The sequence below is a fragment of the Candidatus Afararchaeum irisae genome (assembly GCA_034190545.1).
GTDB lineage: Archaea > Halobacteriota > Halobacteria > Halobacteriales > Afararchaeaceae > Afararchaeum > Afararchaeum irisae.
The window spans coordinates 16,230-42,426 of sequence record JAXIOF010000097.1; the positions used below are offsets into that span (position 1 = coordinate 16,230).

Here is a 26,197-nt window from a genome sequence, read left to right on the forward strand (position 1 = left end):
AATAAGTAGTAGGTCTAACTAAAAAGTGAGTCCTTCATGTCATCTGTAGATGAGATAGCACAGCGTATACGCGGAATGATCTCCGACGGCGAGGAGTCCGAGGACTCTGCTGAGGAGAGCGGTGACGACTTCATGGACGACGACATGGGAGATGATGACCTCTTCGGGGACGAAGGCGGCGAGGCGGACGACGACGACTTCGGCTCACTCGACGACGGATTCGGAGACGAGGGTGACGAGAGGATTACGGAGCTAGAAAACCGCGTCGACGACCTCGAAAACGAGGTCGGGAGCATCTCATCTACGGTCTCGACAGTCAGAAGCGAGAACGAGTCGATAAGCGAGAGCGTCGAGGAGGTCGAGGAGAACGTCAGAAAGCTTCTCGACATATACGAGATGGTGACACGTGGAGTCAACCCGTTCGTCGACGAGGCAGGCGGAATGGGGGAGGGAATCGCAGCCGAGGGTGACGGAGGATTCGGACTCTTCGGGGGCGACGACGACGAAAACGACGAGATCGACGAGGAGCTAGCCGATAAGGACGCCGACTACTTCTTCGAGGAGGACTTCGAGGATCTCGAAGACGACGATGCTATGGGGATGGGTATGGAGGAGGAGTCAGACGACTTCGACGACGAGATGGCTGGCATCGACGACGACATGGGAATGATGGAGGAAGACATGAGCATGGACGAAGGAGGCGAGTTCGAGGACGACATGATGATGGAGACCGACGACGAGATGGGCATGGGGATGGAGGAAGAACAGGAGCCCGAGGACAAGTTCGAGGAGATGAAACAGGAGTTCGAGGAGGAGTCTCAGGAAGACGAAGAAGATCTCGAAGCTGAGGAGGAAGAACAGGAGCCTGAGGACAAGTTCGAGGAGATGAAACAGGAGTTCGAGGAGGAGTCTCAGGAAGACGAGGTCGAGGCTCTCGAAGAGGCTGAGATAGAGACGTCTGAGACCGAAACTCAGGCTGAGACAGATACGGAGACAGAAGACGAGGAGGCTGTTGAGGCGGTTAAGGATGAGACGGAGACGGAAACAGAAGCCGGAGCCTCTACACATACACAGTCGGCTGCCTCTTCCCCCGACACCGAGTACTACCTCGAAAGCCTTTCGAAGAACTACGTCTCCGACATCGTCGCCATGAACTGGGTCGACTTCCTCGTCTGGCGCGTCGGAATCGTAGGTTTCCAGGACACACTCGACTTCTACGTCGACATAGGCTGGATATCCCCGGGAGTGAGGGATCACCTCTCGAAGTACACACGTGCTCTCTCGACTTCGAAACGCCGTCAGTCCGAACGCGACGAATCCCAGACAGCTACTCGGGAGTACGACGTCAAGACGAGACACGGTGACAGCATGGAGGTCGAAGTCGAAGCCGACGACACGCTCAGCGTCGAGGATCACGTCAGATCGCTCCTCTTCATATCGAAGCTCTCACAGCTCGATGTCTCCGACGGATCGAACGGAAGCCTTGAGGGCGACGACCTCTCGGGCGACGTAGACGACATAGAGGAAGAGGTAGAGGAGATTCTAAAGTTACAGAAGTATGGGCTTTAGTGTATCAGCCTCAACCGCGATAATCTTCATAGGAGTCTTAATTGCCGCTAACTCGGTCTACGGCGCGTGGTCCTACTCACAGAAGCAGCTTGAGACTGCACGTGACGACGAGGCACACGACTTACTCGAAAAGCGTCAGACTTCGGTCGAGATAGTCGCGACATCTTACTCCTCGACCACCGACACCTTGACAGTCAACGCCTCGAACACCGGGGAGACGTCTCTCTCGGCTTCGGAGACTACGGCTATAGTAGACGGGGAGTTCGCTCCGAAGGAGACCGTGACTGTCAAAAACTCCTTCGGGAACGAGAAGAACAGTAAACTGTGGCTCCCGGGCGACTACCTCGTTGTCAACGTCACGTCGCCGACTAGCCCTAATAGAGTAAAGCTGACTGCCGAGAACGGTTTCGGCGATGTCGAGGTGAGATAGATGGCGAGTACGAGCATAGACACCATGATAATATTCATCGCCTCGATGCTCGTCGCTGTCTCTGTCTCAGCTGTCTTCACGACGGAGGTTCAGTCGATGGCGGACGCTTCGAGGGACTCAGCCGAGGATCTCTCGGAGAAGATACGGAGTGACATAACCATAATAAACGACCGTACCAACGTTCCCTACGACGACACCGACGGCGACGGAACCAACGACAGTCTCGTCTTCTACGTCAAGAACACGGGCTCGTCGACGTCTCCCGTCGACCCGGATCTGTTCACAGTCCTTATAGACGGTCAGTTCGAAGACGTGAGTAGCGTCAGCTTAATTCAGGGGTCGGGAAGCTGGAGTCCCGGAGAAGTCGTCAGGCTCAATGTCTCGGCTAAGGGACTCTCAGGAGACCACACCGTCAAGATCGACTCCAGGTCTTCGAGCGACACCATAGATATAAGACTCGGATAAACTAAAACCATGCCAGGTAGCAAGCTTTACGACATAGGTCTTGAAGACCGCGACCGTCTCAAGGAGAACCTCGGCGGAGGGGTTCCGAAGGGCTCCATAGTCGTGATAGAGGGCGAGTACAGTGCGGGAAAGAGTGCCCTTTCACAGAGATTCACCTACGGCTTCTGCCGTGAGGGATACACGACGACTCTCCTTTCGAGCGAGCTTACTGTCAAGGGATTCATCGACCAGATGCACTCTCTCGGCTACGACATAGAGGAGTACCTCCTCAACGAACAGCTTCTCTTCCTCCACGCCTATGTCGACCAGCAGAACGAGGATCAGGATCTCCTCTCGCGTCTCATGAACGCCGACACTATGTGGCAGAGTGACATAGTCATAATCGACACATTCGACGCGATACTCAGAAACGACGGAACCTTCGACAGCCTCGTGAGACAGAACGAGGAGCGTCAGGGCGCTCTCGAAATAATCTCTTTCTTCAGGGACGTAATCGGAAACGGGAAGACGATAATACTCACTATCGATCCCACTACACTCAACGAGGAGGTCATGTCACCCTTCCGTGCTATAGCCGACGTACATCTCGAACTCGAGATGACCGAGATAGGAAACGAGACGAGCCGTTCGATAGTCGTCAACAGGTTCTCGGGAATGGGAGAACAGGTCGGAGACATGATTGGATACGGAGTCCGTCCCGACATAGGTATAGTCATAGAGTCGAGAAGCGTCGCATAGACCCCGACTCTGACAGCCGTAAAGCTAAATAAACTCAGTTATTTAAATATACAAAAGGATGTCCGTAACCTCATCTCAGGGAAGCCGTGACATCTCCCCAGAACTCCGCGAGCTGGCGTCACGTAACTCGCATCTCCAGAGCCATCTCGCCGAGTTCAAGAGGATTACGGGCAAGTTCCCGATGCTCGTAGAGGAGCCCGACGACGAACACGAGGTCAGATACCCCAACATACTCTACCAGACGGGCGATGTCCTCTTTACTCACGTCTACGGAGCACAGGGACAGGACACCAAGTACTACGCAGTCGAGCCCACTCTCAACGAGGACGAGGCTGACATATACGACAAGACACGTCGCGCGATCATAGACGAGAGTGTCAACCTCCCCGCCCCGACAGAGGACTCCGAGTTCGACGAGAAGATAGAGACATTACTCGACAGGAACACAGTCATAAAGGACGAGGTCACCGAGGAGAGTCTCTGGGAGAGGATAGTACGTATTCTCAAACGCATAATAGGAGAGGAGAGGATCGAGCTCACGAAGGAGGCGTATAGGAAGATACGTTACCGCCTCAACAGGGACATCATAGGACTCGGTCCTCTCGAACCCATAATGCGTGACCCTCACAACGAGGACATACACGTCGTCGCACCCGATGAGGTCTTCGTCGAACACGACATATTCGGTCTGACGGGCACCACGGTTGACTTCGGCACTGACGACGAGTACGACCAGTACCTCAGGTCGATGGCGGAGCGCATAGGAAAGCCCGTGAGCGACTCGAATCCGATTATAGACGCGACGATGCCCGACGGCTCGCGTCTCAACCTCATATACAGCGACGACGTCTCGATACGTGGACCCTCGATGACACTACGTCAGCAGGAGGAGACTCCTCTGACGATAGCTCAGATTACGAAATGGGGAACATTCTCGCCAATGGCAGCCGCTTACATGTGGATGGCTCTCGAAAACGACATGAGTGCTTTCGTCGTCGGAGAGACTGCTTCGGGTAAGACGACGACACTCAACGCCATCACGTCGTTCATACCTCCCGGCTCGAAGATTTACACCGCGGAGGACACCGCCGAGGTCGTTCCACCCCACGACGCGTGGCAGCAGCTCCTGACACGTGAGAGCGGCGGTGACGAGGAGGAAGCCGGAGACGTGAGCATGTTCAACCTCGTCGAGGCGGCACTGCGTTCACGTCCCGACTACATAATAGTGGGTGAGGTTCGTGGTGAGGAGGGACGTATGGCTTTCCAGGCTATGCAGACGGGACATCCCGTGATGCTGACTTTCCATGCGGGAGACATAAAGAGCCTCATACAGAGGTTCACGAGCTCGCCCATAGAAGTCCCCGAGACCTTCTTCGGCACGCTCAACATAGCTATATTCCAGAACTTCGTACTGCGTAAGGGAGAGGGAATACGACGTGTGACCTCGATACACGAGATAGAGGGCTACTCCGACGAGCTCGACGGAATCGTCACGCGTGAGGTCTTCACATGGGATCCCGTCGACGACGAGATAATCTTCAAGGGAATGAACAACTCGTACATACTTGAGGACAAGATAGCCGAGAAGAAGTCGTACGAGGACACCCGCCGTATTTACGACGACCTCGAACTCCGTAGACGTATAATGGAGAAGATGATACAGGAGGGGATACTCGGCTACAACGAGGTCAACGAGACCATCAACACCTTCCAGCGTGACGGCGTCGAGGGACTCCCCTTCGAAGTCGAGAAGCCCGAAGGGGCGGGTATGTAATGGCAGAGGCTGACTCCGACGCCGAAGCCGAGACGGAGAAGATACCCGACGGAGTTCCGTGGAAACGTGCCCTCCGAACCACGACGGGTGAGTCGGTCTCGGGCTACCTCCTCAAGTACGTCGCTCCGACTGCCCTCGGCGGTCTCGTGGTTTCTGTGGTACTTCTCTTTCTCCTCGGCGACCTACTCGGGAGTCTGAGTCCCGTCGTCTTCGTGATACCCCTATTTCTCACCTTTGTAGTCGGCGTCTATCCCAAGGTGATCGCCGACAGGAGACGTGTCGAGATCGAACAGATGCTCCATCTCTTCATAACAGACCTCGGTGTTCTGAGTTCGACCAACATACCCCGTGTCGATGTCTTCACCGCGTTCGCAGAACAGGAGGAGTACGGCGCGGTCGCCGAGGAGATGAGGAAGATCGTAGAGCTCGTACAGACGTGGAATATGTCTCTCGACGAGGCGGCGAGGTTCCAGGCGAAAAGAACCCCGTCTCCTATTCTCTCCGACTTCCTCGAACGTCTCGCGTACAACATAGGCGCTGGACAGGACATGGAGGAGTTCCTGATGGAGGAACAGAGCGTCGTGATGTCGCAGTACGAGACGATGTACAAGGGGTCTCTCGACAACGTCGACATAGTCGTCGACCTCTTCCTCTCTATGTCTCTCTCGACCTCCTTCGTCATAGTCTTCGCGACTATAATACCTATACTCACGGGGTCGAGCCCTCTGATGCTCCTCGGAGGCGGCGTCGTCCTATATGCCTTCATAGAGGTCGGCTTCCTCTACGGAACCCTCGTCCTCATACCCAACGACCCCGTCTGGTACCATCCCGAGAAGACGACCGATCTCGACAGAAAGATACTCCTCGCACTCGGCGTCGGAATCGGTCTCACGGCTGTCACCTTTCTCGTGGCAGCCGGGGCTTACTTCGGCTACATACCCGACCTCCTTCCGTTCCTCAACATACCTATACCGTTCTACGTCGCGCTTCCGGTTACTCCTCTGATATACCCCGGCGCAGTCGTCTACCTTGAGGAGAAGAAGATAAAGAACAGGGACGAGGAGTTCCCGTCTTTCCTGCGTTCTCTCGGAGCGAGTGAACACGCTAAGCAGTCGACGACGACAAAGGTTCTCGAGACGCTCTCGAAGAAGGACTTCGGAAAGCTCACCGATGAGATAAGGAACCTCTATAACCGCCTCAACATGCGTATCGACCAGGAGCTAGCCTGGGAACATTTCTCGCGCGAGACGAGGTCGTATCTAGTCCAGAAGGGAAGTGAGATGTACAGGATAGGAAGGTCGAACGGAGGAAACACCAAACGTATCAGTAACGTCATATCCGACAACCTCGAGACACTCCAGGAACTCCGTCAGAGCCGTAAGCAGACCGCGGTCAACTTCATGGGTGTGATGTACGGCATGACCGCCGCAAACGTCTTCGCCTTCTTCATAGGAATCGAGGTCGTAGATCTCATGGTACAGATAACCGCCGAGGTGAACCTGCCACAGGACGGTCCCACGGGACAGCTTCTCCACACACAGGTATACGACATAACCTCTGTCACCTTCATAATACTCGCGCTCATACTCGTCAACGCGGTTCTCGGGTCTCTCATGATAAAGGTCGTCGACGGAGGAAACAAGATCAGCGCTTTCGTCCATCTCGTAGCTCTGACATGGGTCGGAGCCTTAGTCGCGACAGTCACACGTATATTCGTCTCTGGCTTCATCTCTGTCGGCTGATCTTTTTATACTCGGAGTCCAACTAAGGAACAAGAACATGAGAGTCCTCGTCACGGGAGCCTCAGGCTTCGTCGGGAGTAACCTGATACCCTCACTCGTCGAGTCGGGACACGATGTCCGGGCGATGGTACGTGACCCCGAGACCTACGAGCCGCCGTCTGAGGTAGACGACGAGATCGAGGTCGTCGAGGGAGACCTCCTCGAACCCGAGACGCTCGAAGGCAACTTCGACGGAGTCGACGCGTCTTACTATCTTGTCCACTCGCTCAAGGCGGGGGAGGAGTTCGCCGAGCGCGACAAGAAGATAGCACGTAACTTCACGCACGAGGCGGAGTCGGCAGGCGTCGACAGGGTGATATACTTGGGCGCGCTCGCCGAGGTCAAGAGAGGTCTCTCTGAACATCTCTCGTCGAGGCGCGAGGTCGAGGAGGTTCTCGAAGACGCCGACTACGCCCTCACGACACTACGGGCGGCGATAATCGTAGGCGACGGAAGTGCGAGCTTCGCCATAATACGTCAGCTTGTCGAGAAGCTCCCCGTGATGGTGACACCCAAGTGGCTTCTCACTCCGTGTCAGCCCATAGGAATTGACGACACAGTCGGCTTCCTCGTCGGTGTCTTGGAAGAGACCCAGACAGAAGGCGAGTCGTACGACATCGGCGGACCAGACGTCTTTACTTATGCGGAGGTTCTGAAGAAGACGGCGAGGCTCACGGGGAAGAGGCTCACGCCTCTGATTCTACCCGTTCCCGTCCTCTCGCCGTCGCTCTCGTCGTACTGGGTAGGCTATGTCACCGACGTCCCGAAGTCGGTCGCCTACCCGCTCATACTCGGTCTCAAGAGCCCCGTCGTGGCACGCGAACAACGTATACTCGAACACGTCGACGTCAACCGGACACCAATCGATGTCGCAATACAGCGCGCTGTTCTTCCCCTCGACGAGGACAAGGACGAGGAAGAAGCAGAATGAACCGCGGGAACGACACGTGGGTCTACGAGAGCATAGTCAGCGAGTTCCCGGGTCTGTCAGTCTCCGAGACGGGTGCAGTCGTCGTCCAGTTCGCAGTCTTTGAGGCTGTCATCGTCTTTCTGGCGTTCGTATACGAGCTTCCGCGTATACTCGTTCCGGGCACCCTCTCGGTCATCGTCGCAGTCGTGGGTAGCGGCTTCATGCTCTACCTCGGTGAGTCGGTGCGTTCTCTCGACTCTCCTGAAGAGTACAGGGCTCTCCTCTTCGACACTAGCATAGAGGTCGTTCTCGGCTTGCTCGCTTTCACTGGCTTCGTGACCTACGTCTTCGTCGTCGATCCCGTCTTCCTGACCTCGGTACTCGGCGAGAGCCCGCCAGCCCCCCTCGTCTATGTCGCCCTCCTCATAGCGTGGGACATCTGTTACCGTATAGGAACAGCGTGGTGGGCTAGCCTCGTAGGACTCTGGAGGTCATACTGGTACGTCTCGGGGTACTCCCTCGACTCTCCGCGTGAGTACGCCTACGCCGACACAGTCAACATAGGCTTCGCCGCCGCACAGCTTCTCCTACTTCCTATAATCTCGGAGAGCCGTCTCCTAGTCGTCGCGCTCGTGGGACACGTCCTCGCCGTGGCTACCGTCTCGGGTATGTCGGTCGTCCTACTCTGGTACTCTTCCACATACTTTAAGTAGATCTGAGTACAAATACGTTTGTACTACATAAAATGGATTTGAACTCGGGCGATGCGACTCGTCGTGAATGTGTCCTTCTCGTCGGACACGGTTCGAGGAGGGAGAAGTCGAACCAGCAGGTTCGTCGGATGGCTTCGATGCTACAGGACAGCCTGGGGATCGAGGTCAAGACGGGCTTTATAGAGCTCGCCGAACCCTCTATAGAGGACGCCGCAGACGAAGCCGCCGACGAGTACGACTCGGTGACAGTCCTCCCGCTGTCGCTCTTCGGTGCTAGCCACGTCAAGAACGACGTACCTCTTGAGGTCAACCAGGCGCGTTCGCGCAACCCCGAGACGGAGTTCTACTACGGACGCCATCTCGGAGTCCATCCCTCGATGGCTAAGATAGTCGACGACCGCGTCGCTGCTGTCGAGGACGAGACGGGTATCGACAGAGACGACGACTTGACCGTCGTTCTCTGTGCGCGAGGGTCGAGCGACCCAGACGCAAACGCCGACGCACACAAGCTGTCACGTCTCGTCTACGAAGGTAGGGAGTACGGTGTCGAGACGTCTTTCATAGGGGTCACCGAGCCCCTCTTAGACGAGACTCTACACACCGTCTCGAAGTCGCGCCCAGACGCCGTCGTAGTCGTGCCTTACATGCTCGGCGACGGCGTCCTGACACAGAGGATACACGATACCGCTGAGGAGTTCGACTCGCGTTACCCCTACATGGACGTTGAGTCGGGCGGACACATAGGAACTGACGATAAGGTAATCGAGGCTCTGATAGACAGATGGGAGGAGGCGAGGAGTGAGTCGGTCGAAATGTCGTGTGACACGTGTAAGTATAAGGTAGAGCTCGAAGGATTCGAGGACGACTTAGGCGGCGCGCGAGCCAGAATGCGCGCCCTCTCGAACAAGGTCGAACACTCATACAGGGACGAGGTCGACGACGACCCACACGTCCACGACAGACAGTCAAAACACGCCGTCGTCTGTACCAACCAGACGTGTGCGAAACAGGGCTCTCTCGAAGTCCTCGAAAGCCTGAGGAACGTGTCGGACGACGACGTCAAGATAACACGGTCGTCGTGTCTCGGGAGATGTGGCGACGGTCCGATGGTCGCCGTCTACCCTGATGGAGTCTGGTACAGCGGTGTCGACGGGGAGGACGCCGATGAGATCGCCCGGAGCCATTTCGAAAACGACGAGGTCGTCGGAAGACTCGTGGATCAGATAATATAATAGACAACACACAACATAAGACAAGACAAAACCAAACTATGTCCTGCCAAGAGATAGAAGCACTCAGACTCGGACTCATGAACGTGATAGGTATAGAAGACAGGTCGGCGGAGAGACACGCCGAGAAGGAGCTCGGAGACGCACTCGAAGAAGACGGTCCTCTCAAGGCACTCGCGAACGCCGAGAGCCTCTCGGAGATACAGAGACATCTCGACGCCGCGATAGTCGACCTAGAGGACAAGGTCGCAAACGCCGACGAGTCGCGCGACGTTCGCGAATCTGAAGATTCGCGTGCACGCGAGGACTCTATGACTCCTCGGGATGACTACGATTACCTCCGCGGTCTCTTACTCACTCTGAGAGAGGCCGAGAAGACTGTCGAACGTCTCTCCGAAAACGCCGAGACCTTCTTCGAGGGTCTGAGCGACTCACACGAGGAGCTCCACGAGACATTTCCTGTCGAAGAGTAAGAATAGTCAAAAAAGAGAACCGATCTTCTTCCTACTCCTACTTAACACTCGGAGTAGCCGCACTCCTCGCACTTGACACAGCCCTCGCTGTAGGTGAGCTGTGATCCGCAGTCGGGACACTCGGGGTTCATGCCGTTCTGGACGAGCTGTTCGAAGTCCGACCTTCCGCTGTCGTCGGTCTCTGCCTCAGTCTCCTCCGTCTCCTCCGTCTCCTCGTCCTCCTTCTCTTCCTCTACGGGAAGCTGTGACTGGACGGGTGAGACGTCTATCTCGTCGTTGCGGTGTCTCTGCATCGCCTTCGCAATCGCGTCGGGCACCGAGTGTATCTGTTCGCCCCTGTCCCACGAGACCTTCGGCGAACGTATGCCCTCAAGCTGGTCTATGACCTGTTCGGCGGGTATGCCCGACCTGAGACACAGCGACAGGAGACGTGCTATCGCCTCTGTGAAGGACGCCGTGTATCCACCCGACTTGCCTATCTGGGTGAAGACCTCGAACATACCTTCGTCGTCCTCGTTTATCGTGACATAGAGACCGCCGTACGACGTGTCGATCTTCTGTGTCGTTCCCTGTATAGTGTCGGGACGGGGACGCGGCTCCCTCTCTCCCGCGCTTATGCTGTCGGTCTCCGTCTCCCGTATCTCGACCTCAGTCGAGTCGGTTGCGGCTATCTCCTCTATGACCTCCTCGGAGTCTATCTCGCCCGTCTCGACGCGGTCACGTAGCTCCTGTATCAGAGCGTCGTTGTCTGCGTCCGAACCGAGCTTGTTGTCGGCGCGCGTCGTGAGAACCTGCTTCGACCTGGTTCCGTCGCGGTAGACGGTGACTCCCTTTCCGCCGTTCTCGTAGATGTAACGGTAGACCTCCTCCATCTCGTCGACTGTGGCGTCGTTGGGGAAGTTACACGTCTTAGAGATCGACGAATCGACCCCGTCCTGGAGAGCACACTGAACGCTTGCGTGCTCCTTGCCCGTGAGATCCTGTGTAGTCACGAAGAGGCTGCTGATCTCGTCGGGGACTGTCGAGAGACCGTCGATTCCGTCGAAGTCGTTGTTCGACATCTGTTCCTTCGCTTCCTCCTTGACCTCATCGACGTCTATGTCGTTCTCCTCAAGCGTCCTGAGGAAGTAGTCGTCGAACTCGACAAGCATCTCGTCTCCCTGGACGTCGTCGCTCACGTTCTTGTAGTAGGCGACGTTGTAGATCGGCTCACAGCCTCCCGTAGTGTTTCCGATCATCGAAGTGGTATTGTGGGTCACGAATCCGTTTGCGACATACGTGTTGTTCGACGGGACACTGATGTCTTTGGTGTATGCAACCTCTTCAGTAACCGACTCGACGGGTGCGGCGTAGAAGTCAGTCAGACGCCGACCGTCGACACGTACCGTCTCGCCTGTCTCCTTCTCGACGTCACGCACGAGCTTCCGACTGACTGAGCCGTTTATGACTGACTGGTTTACCCTGTGTTTCGTCTCTTCTCTGATCTCCTCGTAGCCGTCGAGGCTACGGAGATGTTCGACCACAGCAGGTGGGTACGTGTCGTTTTTGTACGACTGGGATGTGAGCTCTATCTCAGTCGTCTTCGTTATGAAGCCGATCTCTTCGAGGAAACGCTTATCCTCGCGCTTGTTTGCCCCCCGGACAGTATACTGTGGTCTGTCACCGTAGTGGTCGTCTCTCTCTTCTGTCTCAAGCACGTCCTGCACGAAGACACAGCCGAGCGAGAGGAGAACTGTCTGTACCTCGTCGGCAAGCGTCTCCGAGACAGTCGAGAGTTCTACTTTCCGTGAAGCCGTACCGTCCGCCTCGAAGAGCCCGCGCAAGAACGCCTTCGCGCAGTCCTCGTCACTACTCAGAACCTCGTCGGGCACGAACGCAGTTGCGGCACCCTCACCTCTATTTCCGTCGTCCTTCTTCCAGCCGTTGTTCTCGAAGTACCGCGGGAGATGCCGTCCGCCGAAGGTGAGTATGTGACGCGTGTCACGTCTCTCGACGGTCGGCGTCACTCCGAAGACTGACTCACCGAGGTCACGCAGGTATTCGTCGAGTTTCTCGGCGTCGGACTCGACGACGAGCTTCACACCGACCCCTTCGTGGACATAGCCGTCGCCCATGAAGTAGCCTAAGAACTCGGCTAGCTCGGGTGACATCTCTTCGGGAAGTACGAGACTCTCGTCTGTGTTGTGGTGGAAGCTATCACGTTCGCTTGTGTCGAGTCTCGCGCGCGAACTACTGTCGAAGGTGTTACGCTGGAGGACTATCCTGTCACCCGGCTCGAAGCTGTCTGCTTCCTTCCACGTGTACTCGGCTTCTTGAGTGAGTGTCCGGAACCTGTGGTTCGGAGTCGCGGCGACACTGAATCCGCCTTCTGTCTCTAAACGTCGCACGTCTGCGAAGCCGTTGTCGTAGACTGCAGTTGCTGTCTTCGTACCTCCGTCTGTGGTGACACCTTCGTCTATCTCACCCCACTGTTCGAACTCCGCACCTGTGTTATCGAGATCCTTGATGGAGCGCAGACCCTCGTCAGTCGAGACGAGCGAGTCCTCGTCGACACATCCCGTAGGGGCGATTGTCGTCGTGTTGTGGTTCCTGAGGGGATAGCCGTCCTCCCAGTCGTCTGCGGACTCTCCAGTCTGTTTCTCGAACCAGTCGCGGTACTCCGTCGGGTTCGCGTACTTCGAGTTGTCCCACTCGTCGAACCTGCCGCGTTCCTGTGCGAGTTCATGTGACTTCGACTTCGATCCGTGGTTGATACGCGTCATTATCTGACGCGCCATCTCGTTGGCGGGCTCGCTTCCGTACTCGACTCCGAGCTGTATGTAGAGCTGTGCGAGACCCATTATTCCGAGTCCGATCTTCCTCATCGAGGAGACCTTCTCCTCTATCTCTTCTATCGGGAAGTCGGACATCGTGACGACGTTGTCGAGGAAATGGGTACTCGTATCTATACGTCTGTCGAGTTCGTCGAGATCGACGCCCTCCTCGATGAATCTCCCGACGGCTTCTTCGAGGTCGAGGTCGTCGTGGCTCTCACGCCAGTCCTTCCAGTGGGGCGCGTCCTCCGCCGCGAGCGTCGAGAGGTTGATGTGTCCGAGGTTACACGCCTCGTACTCCTCCAAGGGTTGCTCCCCGCAGTTATGAGTTACAATACCGTTTGCGACGAACGAATGTGTGTCGGGCTCGGTGAGGTCGTAGACATCCTCGTGACCGTCGTACTCTACCGACTCGACGGTCGCCTCGAACTTCTCGGAGTAAGGTCCTCTGTCGTAGCTTTCGAGACGCTCCTCAACTGCGTTGTTCTTGTAGTCGAGAAGGAATCCGATCTCCTCGGCGAAACGGACGAGGTTGTCTTTGACTATGACGAGTTCGTGCTGATCTTTCGTCTCGTACTCCCTACTGCCGCCCTTTCCGTCGGGCATTTCCCTCTTACCGGCTTCCTTCCTGTCCTCGTATATCTTCGATGCGATACCGAAGTTGAGGAGGAGTCTCTGTGTATCCTTCAGGAGATCCTTTTGGGTGCTCCAGAGACGTACCGAGACACCTTTCTCGACAGTTCCCTGGACGCTTCCGTCGGCTGTGAAGAGTGCCTGAAGGAAGCCACGTGCCATCTCCTCGGAGCCTCTCATGACGGAGTCGGGAACCTGATGTTTTTCTTCGACGAGACCGCTCTCTTCGGCGATCTCGTACAGACGTGACGACCTAACCCTCTGTTCTACGGCTTCTGCACCGCGGTATCCGTCACCGCGTTTTATCTCGTTGACACCGATCTCGTAGTTCGAGTTGCCAACGGGATCACGTACGACTTCGTTGACGTCCTCGGCGAGGCTCTCAGACAGTTCGGCGTCCTCGTCGTAGAAGTTGAGGACTGCGCGTTCCTCACCGTGTTTGAGATGTCCGTCTCCGACGAGCCATCCGAGGACACGTCCCTCCTCCTCTCTACCGTGGCTGCCGAACTCCCCCTTTCTGTTGAGTATATGTACTGTGTCTCCCTCGTCGAGATTCTGGGCTTCCTTCCAGCCTTCGTGAGTCATCACGCGGTGGTCTGCTGTGAGACGTAGCTCGTATCCCTCGTCCGTACTCAGGCGGTAGACGTCCTTCTCGCCTGTCTTGTAGACGCTGCTGGCTTCCTTTACCTTGTCGTCACTCAGGCGTCCGTCGACGACTACGTCCTGTGCGACGCCTTTCTCGTACAGCTCCTCCGCGGGAACCAGACCGTTCCGGGTGCTTATGACTGTATCACCAGTCACACACGGATTAGTCGCTAGAATACGGTGGTCGGGGTTCTCCTCGACGTCGAACGAGTGTTCCTTGTTGACTCTCTCCAGGTAGATAACTCCGGGCTCTCCGTTCTCGTGGGCACCCTCGACTATCCTGTCCCAGATCTCCTGTGCGGGGACTGAGAGCTCCTCGCCGACCTCGACGTACTCTCCTAAGCCGAACCTGTCGTAGAGCTCCTTCGTGTGTTCGGTGGCTATGTGGGGCTCCTCGGTTCTCGGATTCGTGAAGGTGAACTCCTCTCCGTTTTCGAGAGCCTCCATGAATCCGTCGGTGATACCCACAGAGATGTTGAAGTTCGAGAGATGTCCCTCTGCGGCGTTCCTGAGATGCTCGGGGACACGTCCCTCGTCGTCTATGAGTTCGCGCGCCTCGTCGAGTGCCTCGGTGAAGCTGTTGTGTGTGTAGTCGTCGGGGTCGTTGAGACGTAACGTGTGTGCGAGAGAGACGTCCTTGTTCTTCGCGTGTATGAACTGGATCACGTCGGGGTGTGAGACCCTCATCACTCCCATCTGGGCTCCTCTACGGGTGCCTCCCTGTGCTATCGTCTCACAGTTGTGTACGACTATGTCCTCGGCGACGTAGGTGTGAGTGCCCTCGACCTCGGCGTTGTGGACGGAGCCTTCGTACTCCACCCGGTCAACCGACTCTACCTTAACGACCTCACGTCCGTGTTTTTGGTTGGTTCTGTCTACGGCTCTGAATCCGTCGGGGGTATCCTCGAAGAGGCTTTCGAGAGGAGTGCCGAGTGCCGTACTCACACTCACACCGACGGAGTAGGTCGGCTGTCTCTCCTCGGGCTCACGGTCGTGGCGCGAGAACTGGACGCCACACCGGAGACCCGTCTGGAAGACGAAGTCTATTATTTCCTCGTTGACAAGCTTGAGAGTCGCTCTCTGGCTGTCGCCTCTTTTTTCGAGACGCCCGTCGCCGTCAAACAGGGCTTTCGTCACACGTGCCTGAACCTCGACGGGAGCTTCCCAGAGACCGTCGGGGATCTCTTTCTCCGACGCTCCTGTTCCGAAGGCTCCCTCTATGAACTGGGCGAAGCTAGTGTTCTTGACGTGGACGTGAACCGTGTTTCTGTCCTCGACCTCACGTACGCGTGACGAGACACCGAACGAGTCGAGAGCCTCACGTATCTCGTCGACGAACTCCGTTTCATCGCTGTTGAGTGTGAATGTCACCGTCCCAGGGATGCCGCGCTGGTACCGTATGCTACCTTCGGCGAGGTACCATCCCGCTATCTTTGCGAAGTCATCGGTCGGAACCTCTGAGTCGAACTCGACAGGTGTGGTTCCCTTAGACGCTCCGTAGTACTCTCTGTTGACTCTCAGACCTCCGTCAGTGAAGACGAGTGGCCCCGAAGCGATCCGGGTCATGTCGACTGTGCCGTCGTCTCCTAAGTCGTTCTCACGGCTAGAGTGTCCGAGAACTAAGTAGTCACCCTCGTGTACGTCGCCCGCGTCCACCCACTCGAAGCCGTCTTCACGTGCCACCTTGAATGGATGTTCGCGCGTTGTTCTGAGAGGCTTGTTAATCCTCTCGGGAGTAATCTCGACTATCTCCTCGTTGACGTGTCTCTCCATCGTCTCGGTGACACGCTGTTCGTTGCCGTTTTCGTCTATGACTAGATCGCCTTCTTCGAGACTCTCTATCTCAACCTGTCCTGATGGGGTCAGAACCTTGGTTCCGGGTACGAAACACATCTGATCGTATGTCCGCATAAACGTGATCGGACCCGATGCGATGCCTCCGGTCGATCCAACGGGATCGCCGTACGGACGTAGCTTCCAGAAGGCATACCCCATTCCGCCGCCGCTCTGGAAGACAGCCGCCGCCTCCTTCTCGGTCTCGTGTATGTCGAGTATGTCGTCGTCGGGCGAGTCGACGAAACACGCCGATAGCTGCTGTAGCTCGTCGCCCGCGTTCATCAGAGTCGGCGAGTTGGGTATGAACGAGAGTCCCTCCATAGCCTCCTGGAACTCCTTGCGAGTCTCCTCGACCCTCTCACGTATCTCGTCGTGAAGCTCGGGTACTACCTCGTCGTAGGCGAACTTCTTGACGTTGTCCTCGGTCAGCTTGACGACTGACTCTCCGTCGTCGTCGTCGTCGAAGACCTCGTCTATTATCCCCTCGCGGTTCGAGTGGTCGGGCTTGACCTGGTCGGGCGTCACATAGATCTCCCTGTCTAGCTCGTCGGCGGCATAGACCGCGTCGGCGAGCGCGATGTTCTTAGCGACGCGCTCGAAGAGATCCTCCGGCTCCTCGACTATCTCGCCGTCCTCGTCCTTTTTGAGGTATCTCGCGGGAAGAATCCTGTTGTAGGCGTTCTCCGTAAGACGTTCCTCTAAGCTGTCCCCCGTAACTCGTTTAATAGGTAAATCGACAGACTGCTGGCTCTTGCTCAAATTTACACCTCGTTAAGATCCATCTAACCATGATTCTCAGCCACTATATATCTTGTCTGACTCGTCTAAATGTGTCAGAAAATAGATATGAATCCGGGCTGATAGGCTCCGACCTGCCTAAAGACCTATAGCGTCGTCCGTCTTACGTATACTCTCCTCGGCGTCCTCGAATCCCGTCATGGCTCTTATCGCGTCGACGTTCTCGGGGACGACGTCGCTCTCCTGGTGTATCGCCTGGAAGAGGTAGAGCTCTCCGTCCTCGACAGTTATCGAGTCCTTCCAGACGCAGTTCTCCCACGCGTCTCCACGCGGACGTCCGATGTCTTTCATCATCTCCTTTATCTCACCTGTGCTCGAAATTCCGTTTTCTTCAGAGACAAACCTTATACGTGACTCGTCTTCGAGTGTCTCTATTATCTCTTCCTCGGTCACGTCTCCGACCTCTATGTTGACCGAGTGCATGTGCATCAGTGTCGCGGGAACCTTGAGACCCGTAGTGAATATGTCGACGTCGGGAAGAACAGTATTGACGTCAGGACCGTGGTGAGACGGGAGTCCTATCGGATTCGGGAGTATGTCGTTTATGGGTCCGCGTCCGTGCTGTGGGGGGTCGCCACCCCGTCTCACGAGTGTCGCTCGTACAGTACCGACGCCGAAGCTCTCCTTGAGAGGCTCTATGAGACGTGAGAGACCCGTGGTGTTACACGAGACGACACGTAGAGAGTCGGCTTCGACACAGTCGTCGTAGTTGACCTCGGCGACGAAACTCTTCTCAGCTATTCCGTCGTCCTCTCCTCCCTGGAGTATGTACTTCGTGTCGGCTTCCTCGTACATCGAGGCGTTCTGTTCGCCGACTCCCGAGGGTGTCGCGTCGACTACGACGTCCGCGGTCTCGACCATCTCCGACACCATGCCCTCTATCTCTATCCCCGCGTCCTCGAAGAGGTCGGCGCGATCCTCGACGGCTGCATAGAGCGGATAGCCCTTCTCGACAGCCTGACGAGCCTCGAAGTTGGGCTTTGTCTTGGCGACACCGACGATCTCCATGTCGTCCTGTCGGTCGACAGCGTCGGCGACTCTCTTCCCTATAGTCCCGTAACCGTTGACAGCGACGTCTACCATACTCACGTATCTACACCAGAAGGCTTTATATTTTCTGAGGTGTTCCGGTCACGTCGCGTTATACTTCAGTATCAGTATCGGTATCGTATAGTCACCATCTCCTGAACTCGATGTCGTCCTCCTCCGTCTCTTCTTCTTTCTCCACGGATGACATCTGTATACTCGGAGGCGAAGCGAAGTCGTGGTTCAGCTTCCACGAGACGTATCTACGTGTCTGTCTGCGTATACGTCTGTTAGGATTCGAGTAAGTCATTATCTCGAAGAGGACGTAGAGACCCACAGTTGCGACTACTAAAAACGAAGCCAGGGCAACTATCTTAACTGCGAGAACGTCTCCCTTGGTTTCGAGGTTCCCGTCCTTCCGAGTTACGACATCCGACTCGGTGAAAAAGACCAGACTTACGTAGAAGACCGCAGACAGAACTAGTATTATAGCGAGTATATTTATAACGCGCCTCTTCTCCATCTATAACTTACTTTAGACAGGTCATAGGTATATAAATCTTCGCGCGGCTACGTATCTCAGGCTGAACAGTTCAGATCTTATCCGAGGTTTACGGGTCGACCGACTCGACCATGCCCTCGAAGACACGTCTGCCGTCGTCGCTTCCTATTAGGGATTCACTCGCGCGCTCGGGATGTGGCATCATCACTCCGACGTTTCTGTTCTCTCCTAGGACGCCGGCTATGTTGTCGATGCTTCCGTTGGGGTTCGCCTCGTCTGTCGCCTCTCCGTTCTCGTCGACGTACTTGAAGAGTATCCTGTCGTCGTCGTAGAGAGAGTCGATGTCTTCGGGTATATAACGTCCCTCGGCGTGTGCGATGGGTATCTGTATCACCTCGCCCTCCTCGAACTCCGAGGTGAAGGGTGAGTCGGTCGTCTCTACACGCAGGTTGACCCACTCACACTGGAACTTCGCCGAGACGTTCTGGGCGTACGCCCCCTCGACAATTCCCGACTCACACAGTATCTGCGCGCCGTTACAGATTCCTAGGACGGGCTTTCCGTCGTCGGCTATCTCAACCACGTCTTCCATTATGTCCGTCTCAGAGGCTATCGCGCCCGCTCTGAGGTAGTCTCCGTAAGAGAATCCACCGGGAAGAACGACGCCGTCGTGTCCTTCGAGGCTTTCCTTGTACCAGACCAGCTCGGCGTCCTCTCCCATTGAGTCGAGAACCTTCTTGACGTCGATGTCACAGTTCGAGCCACCGAACTTGAGGACTCCCACGGACGTGGACTCGGACACGGATTCGGATCTGTCTGTCGCAGTCATCTTTATCTATCTATGTCTATGTCTATGTCTATGCGGCTCTTATCTCGACTGTGTAGTCGTGTATTACGGGGTTCGTCAGGAGACGCTCACACATCTCGTCGACCCTCTGTCTCGCGTCCTCCTCCGAGTCGGCTTCGAGGTCTATTATGTACTCGTCGGCGGTACTGAGGTCTTCGAGGTCGAAGCCGAGACGTTCGAGTGACTTCTGTATAGTCTTCGCCTCGGGATCGAGGACGCCCTTCTTGAGTGAGACGCGGACAACAGCCTCGTACATTAGACGTAGCTTCGGGGGTTGTGACAAAAACAGTTGTGTTTCTACCCGTCGAACCAAATCTATAATAGCCTTCTTCCCCTGATATTCGTCTATGTACAACGTGTTACTCGCCGTCGACGAGAACGAGGACAGAGCCATAACAGAGGCGGAGACGATCTCGGAGCTTCCGGGTAAGGAAGACCTCAAGGTCACAGTCCTCTATGTCTTCACCGACAACCCGAGCGGTGCCTCTGCGACACAGATCGCCACGGTGAGGGACGCGATAGAACACCTCGAAGACCACGGAATCGAGACTGAGGTTCTTGAGTCGAGCGGAGATCCCTCGACCGAGATACTCGACACCGCCGAGGAGGAGGACGTCGACATGATCTGTCTCGGTGGCAGAAAGAGGTCTGCGACAGGAAAGGTACTCTTCGGAAGCGTGACTCAGTCGGTGATACTCAACACCGACAGACCCGTGATGGTCACCGGAACTAAGGAGTACGACGAGGGCGAGGTCTAAGTCCACCTCACGTATAAAAGTCCTCGGACTCCGAGATACTTATACTGTAGAGGCTTACGAGGAAGAGACGCCGACTCGTTATAAGAGAAAAGCGATCTAGTAGACCGACTCGATGATCTCTTCTACTTCGTCGGGGCTCGTGTATCCCTCAGTCTTCTCGACGAGCTCGCTGTCGGAGAAGAAGAGAAACGCGGGAGCCACGTCGACCCCGTACTCACGTCTGAAGTCGGCGACCTCCTCGCCGTTTACTCCCGCGAAGCGAACGTCTGTCTCACCTACTACATCTACATCTACATCTGCGAACTCCTCTTTCATCTCGTCACACGGCGCGCAGTCGAACTTCCAGACTGTCACGACTGAGTCGGGGTTCTCGTCGAGGAAGTCGGCGTAGGTCTCGTCGTCTATCTCGTCGATGTACTCGGGAACTGCAGAGACCGGGCTGACCTCTCCGACTACATCCGCCATCACGGTTAACTCGGTCTGGGGGAGGTCGCGGCTGACCTCCGACTTCACAGCCATGTAGGTGATGAAGTCGTCACGTGTGACACCTATCTCCTCTATCCTCTCTGCTGCCTCGTCCCTACTTATACCGAAGACGTCGGCGACGGATCTCTCGAACTCGTCGTCGGAGACCTCCGAGTAGGTGTTGTAGTAGACCGACCGAGTCTTCTCGTACTCCGACGTCGTCGTCACGGTTCCGCCGTCTCCGACTCTCAGAACGCCCTCGTCTATGAGGACGTCGACTCGTTCCTCGGCTCTGTCTCCATCTTCTCCGTCGTCGGTGTCTGTGTTCGTTGACATCTTATACACCCAGGTACTCCTCTCTCGTCTCTGTGTCTTCACGTAGCTCGTCGGCGCTGCCCTCGAAGACTACCTCTCCGTGGTCTACGACGTAACACCGGTCGGCGATCTTCATCGCCGCGACGGCGTTCTGTTCGACGAGTAGGACGGTCTTCCCCGACTCGCTTATGTCGGTGATCGCGTCCTCGACGTTGTCTATTATCTGTGGCGCGAGTCCCTCGTAGGGCTCGTCGAGCATGAGTAGGTCGGTGTTCTGCTTGAGGGCACGCGCTATCGCGAGCATCTGCTGCTCTCCTCCCGACAGAGTCCCGGCTTTCTGTGTCTTCCTCTCTCTCAGACGTGGGAACTCGTCGTAGACCTCGTCGGTTGACATTCCCGTCTTCTCTATGTCGAGTGATCTTCCGAGCGTGTTCGGAAGGTCGGCATAGACCTCCGAGAGATGGAGGTTCTCCGCGACAGTGAGATCCGCGAAGACACGTCTCTCCTCGGGTACGAGTGAGATACCCTTCACGGCTATGTTCTCGGCGGGCTGTCCCGTGATGTCTTCTCCCTTAAACTTCACCGATCCTCCACGTATCTCGGGAGGCGTAGCCCCGGATATCGACCTGAGTGTCGTCGTCTTTCCGGCTCCGTTACGTCCTAGGAGAGCACATATCTCTCCCTCCTTGACCTCCATCGAGAGATCACGGAGTATGTGGCTCTCTCCGTAGTACGAGTCGAGTGAGTCGACTTCGAGAAGGCTCATATCTCAACACCTCCTAGGTAGGCTTCCTGAACTTCGGGGTCTCCCTTCACCTCGTCAGGGGTTCCGTCGGCTATGACCTCTCCCCTGTTGAGGACTATTATACGGTCGGATATGTTGAAGACTATCTCCATGTCGTGTTCGACTAAGAGGAAGGTAAGGTCGAGTTCCTCGTAGACCTCCTCTATAAGTTCGACTGTCGAGGCGGTCTCGTCGGGCGACATTCCCGCTGTGGGCTCGTCCATCAGGAGGAGATCGGGCTCTCCGGCTAAGGCGAGCGCGATTTCGAGACGCCTCTTGTCACCGTACGGCAGATCCTTCGCCGTGACGTCTTTCTGTTCGAGAAGACCCACTGACTCAAGAGAGTCACGTGCGAGTCCGTCGACGTTTCCGTAGTTCCTCCAGTGCTTGAGGAAGTTGAAGCCGAAGGGTCCCTCCTCCGACGCGAGTGCGGCTATCTTAGCGTTCTCCTCGACTGTGAGATCGGGGAATATCGACGCTGTCTGGAACGACTTCGAGACTCCCTTCTGGACGACCTCGTGGGGTTCGAGATCCGTTATGCTCTCGCCCTTGAAACGTATGTCACCCTCGGTGGGGTCGAGACGTCTCGTTATGAGGTTTATGAGGGTCGACTTACCGGCTCCGTTGGGTCCTATGAGGCTGACCCTCTCTCCCTCTTCGAGAGATATATTCACGTCGTCCGTTGCCACGAGTCCGTCGAAAGACTTGACGAGGCTGTCAGTTTCGAGAAGTGCCATTATCTATCACCTCCTGACCGCCGTACTAACGAACGTATCTTCGTGATTGCTCCCCAGACTCCGCTCGGGAAGAAGGCTATCGTGATGACGAAGACGACACCGAGTATGAGGTGCCAGAAGTCGCCAATCACGGGAAGACTGACCACGACGTTCTCGATGTAGAGGTAGACTCCGGCTCCGAATATCGGACCGAAGAGCGACCCCGTTCCTCCGAGTATCGACATTATGACGACCTCACCGCTCGTGGTCCAGTAGAGTGACTCAAGCGGAACGTAGCTTCCGTGGATAGCGAAGAGGCTTCCGGCGACCCCCGCGAAGAAGCCCGATATCACGAACGACATCAGCTTGTACCTTCCGACGTTGAGTCCCACGAACTCCGCCCTCTGTTCGTTCTCGTGTATAGCGTGGAAGACGAGACCGTACGGCGAGTTGAGTATTCTGTAAGCTATTCCTACACAGATCACGCCTATGATCGCCACGAAGACGTAGAGCCAGCCTCCTATGAAGTCTCCTAAGACTATGAACTCGCTTCCCAGGTCGTAGGTTCCGAAGAGCTCTCCGACCTTCATGTTGGTGAAGCCGTTCTCTCCGTTGGTTATGAACGAGAGTGGCGAAGACGCAAGGTAGAACATCATCTGTGCGAAGACGAGTGTGAGTATCGTGAAGTATATGCCTCCACGTCTCAGCGAGAGATAGCCGAGTAGCCACGCCGTCAGAACTGCGACTACGGTTCCGACTACGACTATCAGAATCGGGCTCGACGAGACGTGGGCACTGAAGTATCCCGCCGAGTAGGCTCCGACTCCCCAGAATGCGGCGTGTCCGAACGAGAGGAGACCCGTGTATCCGAGGAGAAGGTCGTATCCCATAGCGAAGATACCCCAGATAAGTATCAGAGAGGCTAGCTCATCCCAGCCTCTCATGTTGTCGAGAAGGCCGGCTATGCCTTCCATTCCCGCGGATTCGAGCGACTCGACTACCATATTCATCACGAAGAAGTCGGTGAGTAGGTACGGGAAGACTGCGAAGACCACCAGAACCGCACCCATCACGAAGAGCTCTCTCTCCTTTATGCTGTCCCAAGTCTGTGCGAGACTCATGCTTCCACCTCCTTACCGAAGAGTCCCTGAGGACGCACGAGTAGGACTACCGCGGCGACTGCGTACATTCCGACCTGTGACCACGGTGCGAAGTTGAGCGTGAACGACCCGATTGTCAGACTTGGAAGAGCTATCAGAGTCGACTCGACGAATCCGAGTAGCAGCCCTCCAACGATGGCTCCGCGGGTACTACCCACACCTCCTATCACGACAGTGATGAACGCAGGTACGAGTATTCCCGTGCCGACGTTCGGGTTGACGAGTTCGAGGGGTCCTCCGACGACTCCCGCGACTCCCGCGAGCGCGGCACCTATTCCGAAGACGATGAGGTACTGTCTGTCGAGTCTGACACCTAAGAGACGTACCATCTCGGAGTCGAGCGTACCGGCTCTGACTATCAGACCGAAGTCGGTGTACTCTATCAGACCAATCACAAGGATCACGAGTAAAGCCGTGATACCTATGACCCAGAGACGCCACTCGGGGAAGTTACCCACCACGGGGAGATTAACTGCGCCGCTCGCCCACTTGGGCTGGCTGAAGTTCTGGGAGTTTCCGCCGAACATCGCTCTGAAGAGCTCCTGGACGATCACTGCGAGACCGAACGTCACGAGTATCTGATCCGTGTCGGGTCTGTCATAGAAGGGTCGCGCGACGAACCTCTCCATAAGGAGCCCTATCACGAACACGAGTATAGGAACCAGAATTAGGGCGGCGGCGTAGCCGAGGTCGAGTCCGATAGTCGACATTCCCCACTCCTGTAACTTTCCGTTGCTCAGACTCATCTCTCCGGCTATCAGAATACCCGCGTACGCGCCTATGAGGTAGAGAGCACCGTGAGCGAAGTTAACAAACTTCAGGGTTCCGAGTATAATCGAGAGACCCACGGCGAGCAAGACGTATATGGCTCCCGTCTGAAGGCTGTTGAGGAGAACACTGGCGATATCGGCTGCCAGACTCATGGGGTCACCTCCTTACCTCTGTCTATACGGCTGTTATGATAGTTCTCTGACATATTTGCTGTTAGATAGATGTATATCTATGTCTATAAATGATGTATTTGGTGGTTTTTGGAGTAGCTACGCAGTCTACTTGTATCCGCCAAGTTCACACTTAGCGGCAGGACCTTCGTCACATCCGTACGATATGTCGTCACGCGGTGTCTGGTTGACTAGCTCGAAGTACTTGCCTTCTTCCTGCTCCGACTTGGGGAGTCCTTTGACGACAGGGATCTTGTGGAACGCCTGATGGTCGCACTTTCTCATCTCTTCTTGACCGTATCCTACGTTGTCGTACTGATGACCCTCAAGCTGCTTTATGACCTCGGGCGGGTAGAAGGTTCCGGCGCGCTCGACCGCGGCGGCGTACTGGAGCGTCTGCGCGTACGCGAGGAGAGCGGGACCCGAAGGTATACGCCCATTGTACTCGTTTCCAAATGCCTCGGTGAAGGCGTTCGAGTACTCGTTGTCTATCAGCGAAGTCCATGCGACTGTGCCGTAGACACCCTCTATCGAATCCGCGGCTGCCTCAGCCATCAGACGGTTATAGAGGGGGACGACTATCTTCATATCCTCCTTGATTCCTGCGTCAACCGCCTGTGGGAGCGAGTTCGCGGCGTCGAGTCCGTAGTGGTTGAGTATGAGCACGTCGGCTCCTGAGTTCGCGGCGTCTGAGAGGTAGTTCGAGAAGTCGCTCGTACCGAGAGGCGTAGCGACGCTGTCGACCTGTTCCCAGCCTGCGACATCTGTGAGGAACTGTTTCATCGAAGCTTGCTGTGTCTGTCCCCACGAGTAGTCGGCGTAGAGCTGGTAAAACTTTAGACCCTCACCGTATTCCTCCTTCAGGACTGGGGCGAGTGCCTTTCCTGTCATGTATGCATTGAAACACTCACGGAACGAGTAACGCACACAGTTCTTACCTGTGGTGTCGTTCGAGTGAGTCATACACGCCATGAACTGAACCTTCTCCTCCTGCGCTAGCCCCTGCTGAGCTATAGCGACAGCACTCGAAGATCCTCCGGAGAACATTATGACGTTGTCACGCTGTATCATACGCGACGCCGACTGTCTTCCGGTGTCGGGGTCTGTTGCTGTGTCTCCGTTGACGGAGGTAACCTTGTTTCCGAGGACACCCTCACCGCTGAGGTTGTCCCAGTCGTCGACCCATCCGCCACCGTTGTTGAGGTGCTTGACAGCGAGCTTATAGGCTCTGAGTTCGTCCTCACCCTCTGCGGAGTAGGATCCTGACTGAGGTACGTTGAATCCGAAGACGACGTCTTCCTCTCCGGCGTCGAGTCCCGGCGTGTAGTTTCCTATCTCGGGGTACTCGGAGCCTCCTCCTCCGTCACTGCCTCCGTCTCCACCGTCGCCGCCGTTTCCGCCGTCTCCTCCGTCACCGCCGTCGCCACCTTCACCGCCACCGCCTCCTCCGGTACAGCCTGCGAGTCCGGTTATTCCTGCGACACTCGTTGCTCCTGCCATCTTCACTACGTCTCTTCTCGAAAGCCCGTCTGAATCTCGAGCTTCGTTGTTATCTCGAGCCATGTGACAAAAAGAACCGGTCTAGGTATTAATAATTACGGTTATGTACGACATTTTATATGATAATAGACGTTTAGGTTAATTGAAGATAATTTAAATTATCGGACTCTATTATAATATTGAACTATTATAAATACGTCTAAAAAAGAGGGTGTTCACTATCCCTGACCGACCATGCGGTCTTCGTCCTCCCACTCCCTCTCACGTAGCTCGTTTTTCTTGACCTTGCCGGTCGCGGTCGTGGGAAGAGAGTCGACGAAATCGGCGTCCTTGATAATCTTGTAGGAGGCGAGGTTTTCGCGGCAGAACTCGATGA

The 26,197-nt window shown here is 55.9% G+C and carries 22 protein-coding genes and 3 pseudogenes; 11 read left to right on the plus strand and 14 right to left on the minus strand.

Translation table 11 applies throughout. The features are described 5' to 3' along the window. Nucleotides 1–36: 36 nt before the first annotated feature. The 10 genes from SV253_09380 to SV253_09425 are packed head-to-tail and all read left to right on the plus strand — an operon-like array spanning nucleotide 37 to nucleotide 10,082. Nucleotides 37–1,569: a flagella accessory protein C gene (locus SV253_09380; GenBank protein MDY6776263.1), complete on the plus strand. Its 1,533-nt coding sequence runs from the start codon at nucleotides 37–39 to the stop codon at nucleotides 1,567–1,569. Beyond that, nucleotides 1,559–1,999: a fla cluster protein FlaF gene (locus SV253_09385; protein ID MDY6776264.1), complete on the plus strand. Its 441-nt coding sequence runs from the start codon at nucleotides 1,559–1,561 to the stop codon at nucleotides 1,997–1,999. The genes SV253_09380 and SV253_09385 overlap by 11 nt, the downstream gene beginning before the upstream one ends. Beyond that, entirely contained in the window at nucleotides 2,000–2,464 is a 465-nt protein-coding gene (locus SV253_09390) for a flagellar protein G (protein ID MDY6776265.1), read from the plus strand. It abuts the gene before it with no gap. A gap of 9 nt (nucleotides 2,465–2,473) precedes the next feature. Then, on the plus strand, nucleotides 2,474–3,202 hold the full coding sequence (locus SV253_09395) for an ATPase domain-containing protein (GenBank protein ID MDY6776266.1): 729 nt from the start codon (nucleotides 2,474–2,476) through the stop codon (nucleotides 3,200–3,202). 58 nt (nucleotides 3,203–3,260) lie between these two features. Further along, nucleotides 3,261–4,976 carry a type II/IV secretion system ATPase subunit gene (locus SV253_09400; GenBank protein ID MDY6776267.1) on the plus strand — a complete coding sequence of 572 codons (1,716 nt, stop codon included), beginning with the start codon at nucleotides 3,261–3,263 and terminating at the stop codon, nucleotides 4,974–4,976. Then, nucleotides 4,976–6,718 carry an archaellar assembly protein FlaJ gene (gene flaJ / locus SV253_09405; GenBank protein MDY6776268.1) on the plus strand — a complete coding sequence of 581 codons (1,743 nt, stop codon included), beginning with the start codon at nucleotides 4,976–4,978 and terminating at the stop codon, nucleotides 6,716–6,718. Before SV253_09400 ends, flaJ begins: the two co-directional genes overlap by 1 nt. Before the next feature lie 37 nt (nucleotides 6,719–6,755). Next, complete coding sequence (locus SV253_09410) at nucleotides 6,756–7,688, plus strand: NAD(P)H-binding protein (GenBank protein MDY6776269.1); 933 nt, start codon at nucleotides 6,756–6,758, stop codon at nucleotides 7,686–7,688. Further along, the gene (locus SV253_09415) at nucleotides 7,685–8,380 is read left to right on the plus strand and encodes a hypothetical protein (protein MDY6776270.1); all 696 of its coding nucleotides are present in this window, start codon (nucleotides 7,685–7,687) and stop codon (nucleotides 8,378–8,380) included. Before SV253_09410 ends, SV253_09415 begins: the two co-directional genes overlap by 4 nt. Before the next feature lie 32 nt (nucleotides 8,381–8,412). Then, nucleotides 8,413–9,612: a CbiX/SirB N-terminal domain-containing protein gene (locus SV253_09420; GenBank protein ID MDY6776271.1), complete on the plus strand. Its 1,200-nt coding sequence runs from the start codon at nucleotides 8,413–8,415 to the stop codon at nucleotides 9,610–9,612. A gap of 38 nt (nucleotides 9,613–9,650) precedes the next feature. Further along, on the plus strand, nucleotides 9,651–10,082 hold the full coding sequence (locus SV253_09425; GenBank protein MDY6776272.1) for a DUF3209 family protein: 432 nt from the start codon (nucleotides 9,651–9,653) through the stop codon (nucleotides 10,080–10,082). Between the two features lie 41 nt (nucleotides 10,083–10,123). Here the strand turns inward: SV253_09425 and SV253_09430 are convergent, their stop codons facing one another. The 8 genes and pseudogenes from SV253_09430 to purS form a co-directional block, all read right to left on the minus strand. Then, the gene (locus tag SV253_09430) at nucleotides 10,124–12,652 is read right to left on the minus strand and encodes an LAGLIDADG family homing endonuclease (protein ID MDY6776273.1); all 2,529 of its coding nucleotides are present in this window, start codon (nucleotides 12,650–12,652) and stop codon (nucleotides 10,124–10,126) included. Continuing rightward, nucleotides 12,638–14,911 (minus strand): annotated as a pseudogene (locus SV253_09435) (LAGLIDADG family homing endonuclease). The gene SV253_09430 and the pseudogene SV253_09435 overlap by 15 nt, the downstream one beginning before the upstream one ends. Then, nucleotides 14,912–16,084 (minus strand): annotated as a pseudogene (locus SV253_09440) (LAGLIDADG family homing endonuclease). Beyond that, a pseudogene (locus SV253_09445) lies at nucleotides 16,061–16,768 on the minus strand (ribonucleotide reductase N-terminal alpha domain-containing protein). The pseudogenes SV253_09440 and SV253_09445 overlap by 24 nt, the downstream one beginning before the upstream one ends. A gap of 117 nt (nucleotides 16,769–16,885) precedes the next feature. Further along, entirely contained in the window at nucleotides 16,886–17,890 is a 1,005-nt protein-coding gene (locus SV253_09450; GenBank protein ID MDY6776274.1) for a type II glyceraldehyde-3-phosphate dehydrogenase, read from the minus strand. Nucleotides 17,891–17,981: 91 nt separating this feature from the next. Continuing rightward, nucleotides 17,982–18,356: a hypothetical protein gene (locus SV253_09455; GenBank protein ID MDY6776275.1), complete on the minus strand. Its 375-nt coding sequence runs from the start codon at nucleotides 18,354–18,356 to the stop codon at nucleotides 17,982–17,984. 88 nt (nucleotides 18,357–18,444) lie between these two features. Next, nucleotides 18,445–19,164 (minus strand): phosphoribosylformylglycinamidine synthase I, encoded by a 720-nt coding sequence (purQ, locus tag SV253_09460; GenBank protein ID MDY6776276.1) that lies wholly within the window; start codon nucleotides 19,162–19,164, stop codon nucleotides 18,445–18,447. A gap of 28 nt (nucleotides 19,165–19,192) precedes the next feature. Continuing rightward, complete coding sequence (gene purS, locus SV253_09465) at nucleotides 19,193–19,438, minus strand: phosphoribosylformylglycinamidine synthase subunit PurS (GenBank protein ID MDY6776277.1); 246 nt, start codon at nucleotides 19,436–19,438, stop codon at nucleotides 19,193–19,195. A 91-nt stretch (nucleotides 19,439–19,529) separates the two neighbouring features. Between purS and SV253_09470 the strand changes: the two genes are divergently transcribed. After that, nucleotides 19,530–19,940: a universal stress protein gene (locus tag SV253_09470; protein MDY6776278.1), complete on the plus strand. Its 411-nt coding sequence runs from the start codon at nucleotides 19,530–19,532 to the stop codon at nucleotides 19,938–19,940. 96 nt (nucleotides 19,941–20,036) lie between these two features. Here SV253_09470 and SV253_09475 read toward each other — a convergent pair whose 3' ends face one another. The 6 genes from SV253_09475 to SV253_09500 all read right to left on the minus strand — a co-directional run bounded on the left by SV253_09475 (nucleotide 20,037) and on the right by SV253_09500 (nucleotide 25,821). After that, nucleotides 20,037–20,741 (minus strand): thioredoxin family protein, encoded by a 705-nt coding sequence (locus SV253_09475; protein MDY6776279.1) that lies wholly within the window; start codon nucleotides 20,739–20,741, stop codon nucleotides 20,037–20,039. Nucleotide 20,742: 1 nt separating this feature from the next. Further along, a complete protein-coding gene (locus SV253_09480; protein MDY6776280.1) occupies nucleotides 20,743–21,486 on the minus strand; it encodes an ABC transporter ATP-binding protein in 744 nt (247 codons plus the stop codon). Continuing rightward, nucleotides 21,483–22,241: an ABC transporter ATP-binding protein gene (locus SV253_09485; GenBank protein ID MDY6776281.1), complete on the minus strand. Its 759-nt coding sequence runs from the start codon at nucleotides 22,239–22,241 to the stop codon at nucleotides 21,483–21,485. The genes SV253_09480 and SV253_09485 overlap by 4 nt, the downstream gene beginning before the upstream one ends. Next, on the minus strand, nucleotides 22,241–23,341 hold the full coding sequence (locus SV253_09490; GenBank protein MDY6776282.1) for a branched-chain amino acid ABC transporter permease: 1,101 nt from the start codon (nucleotides 23,339–23,341) through the stop codon (nucleotides 22,241–22,243). The genes SV253_09485 and SV253_09490 overlap by 1 nt, the downstream gene beginning before the upstream one ends. Further along, a complete protein-coding gene (locus tag SV253_09495; GenBank protein MDY6776283.1) occupies nucleotides 23,338–24,303 on the minus strand; it encodes a branched-chain amino acid ABC transporter permease in 966 nt (321 codons plus the stop codon). Before SV253_09495 ends, SV253_09490 begins: the two co-directional genes overlap by 4 nt. 126 nt (nucleotides 24,304–24,429) lie before the next feature. Continuing rightward, on the minus strand, nucleotides 24,430–25,821 hold the full coding sequence (locus tag SV253_09500; GenBank protein ID MDY6776284.1) for a substrate-binding protein: 1,392 nt from the start codon (nucleotides 25,819–25,821) through the stop codon (nucleotides 24,430–24,432). Between the last annotated feature and the right edge of the window lie 376 nt (nucleotides 25,822–26,197).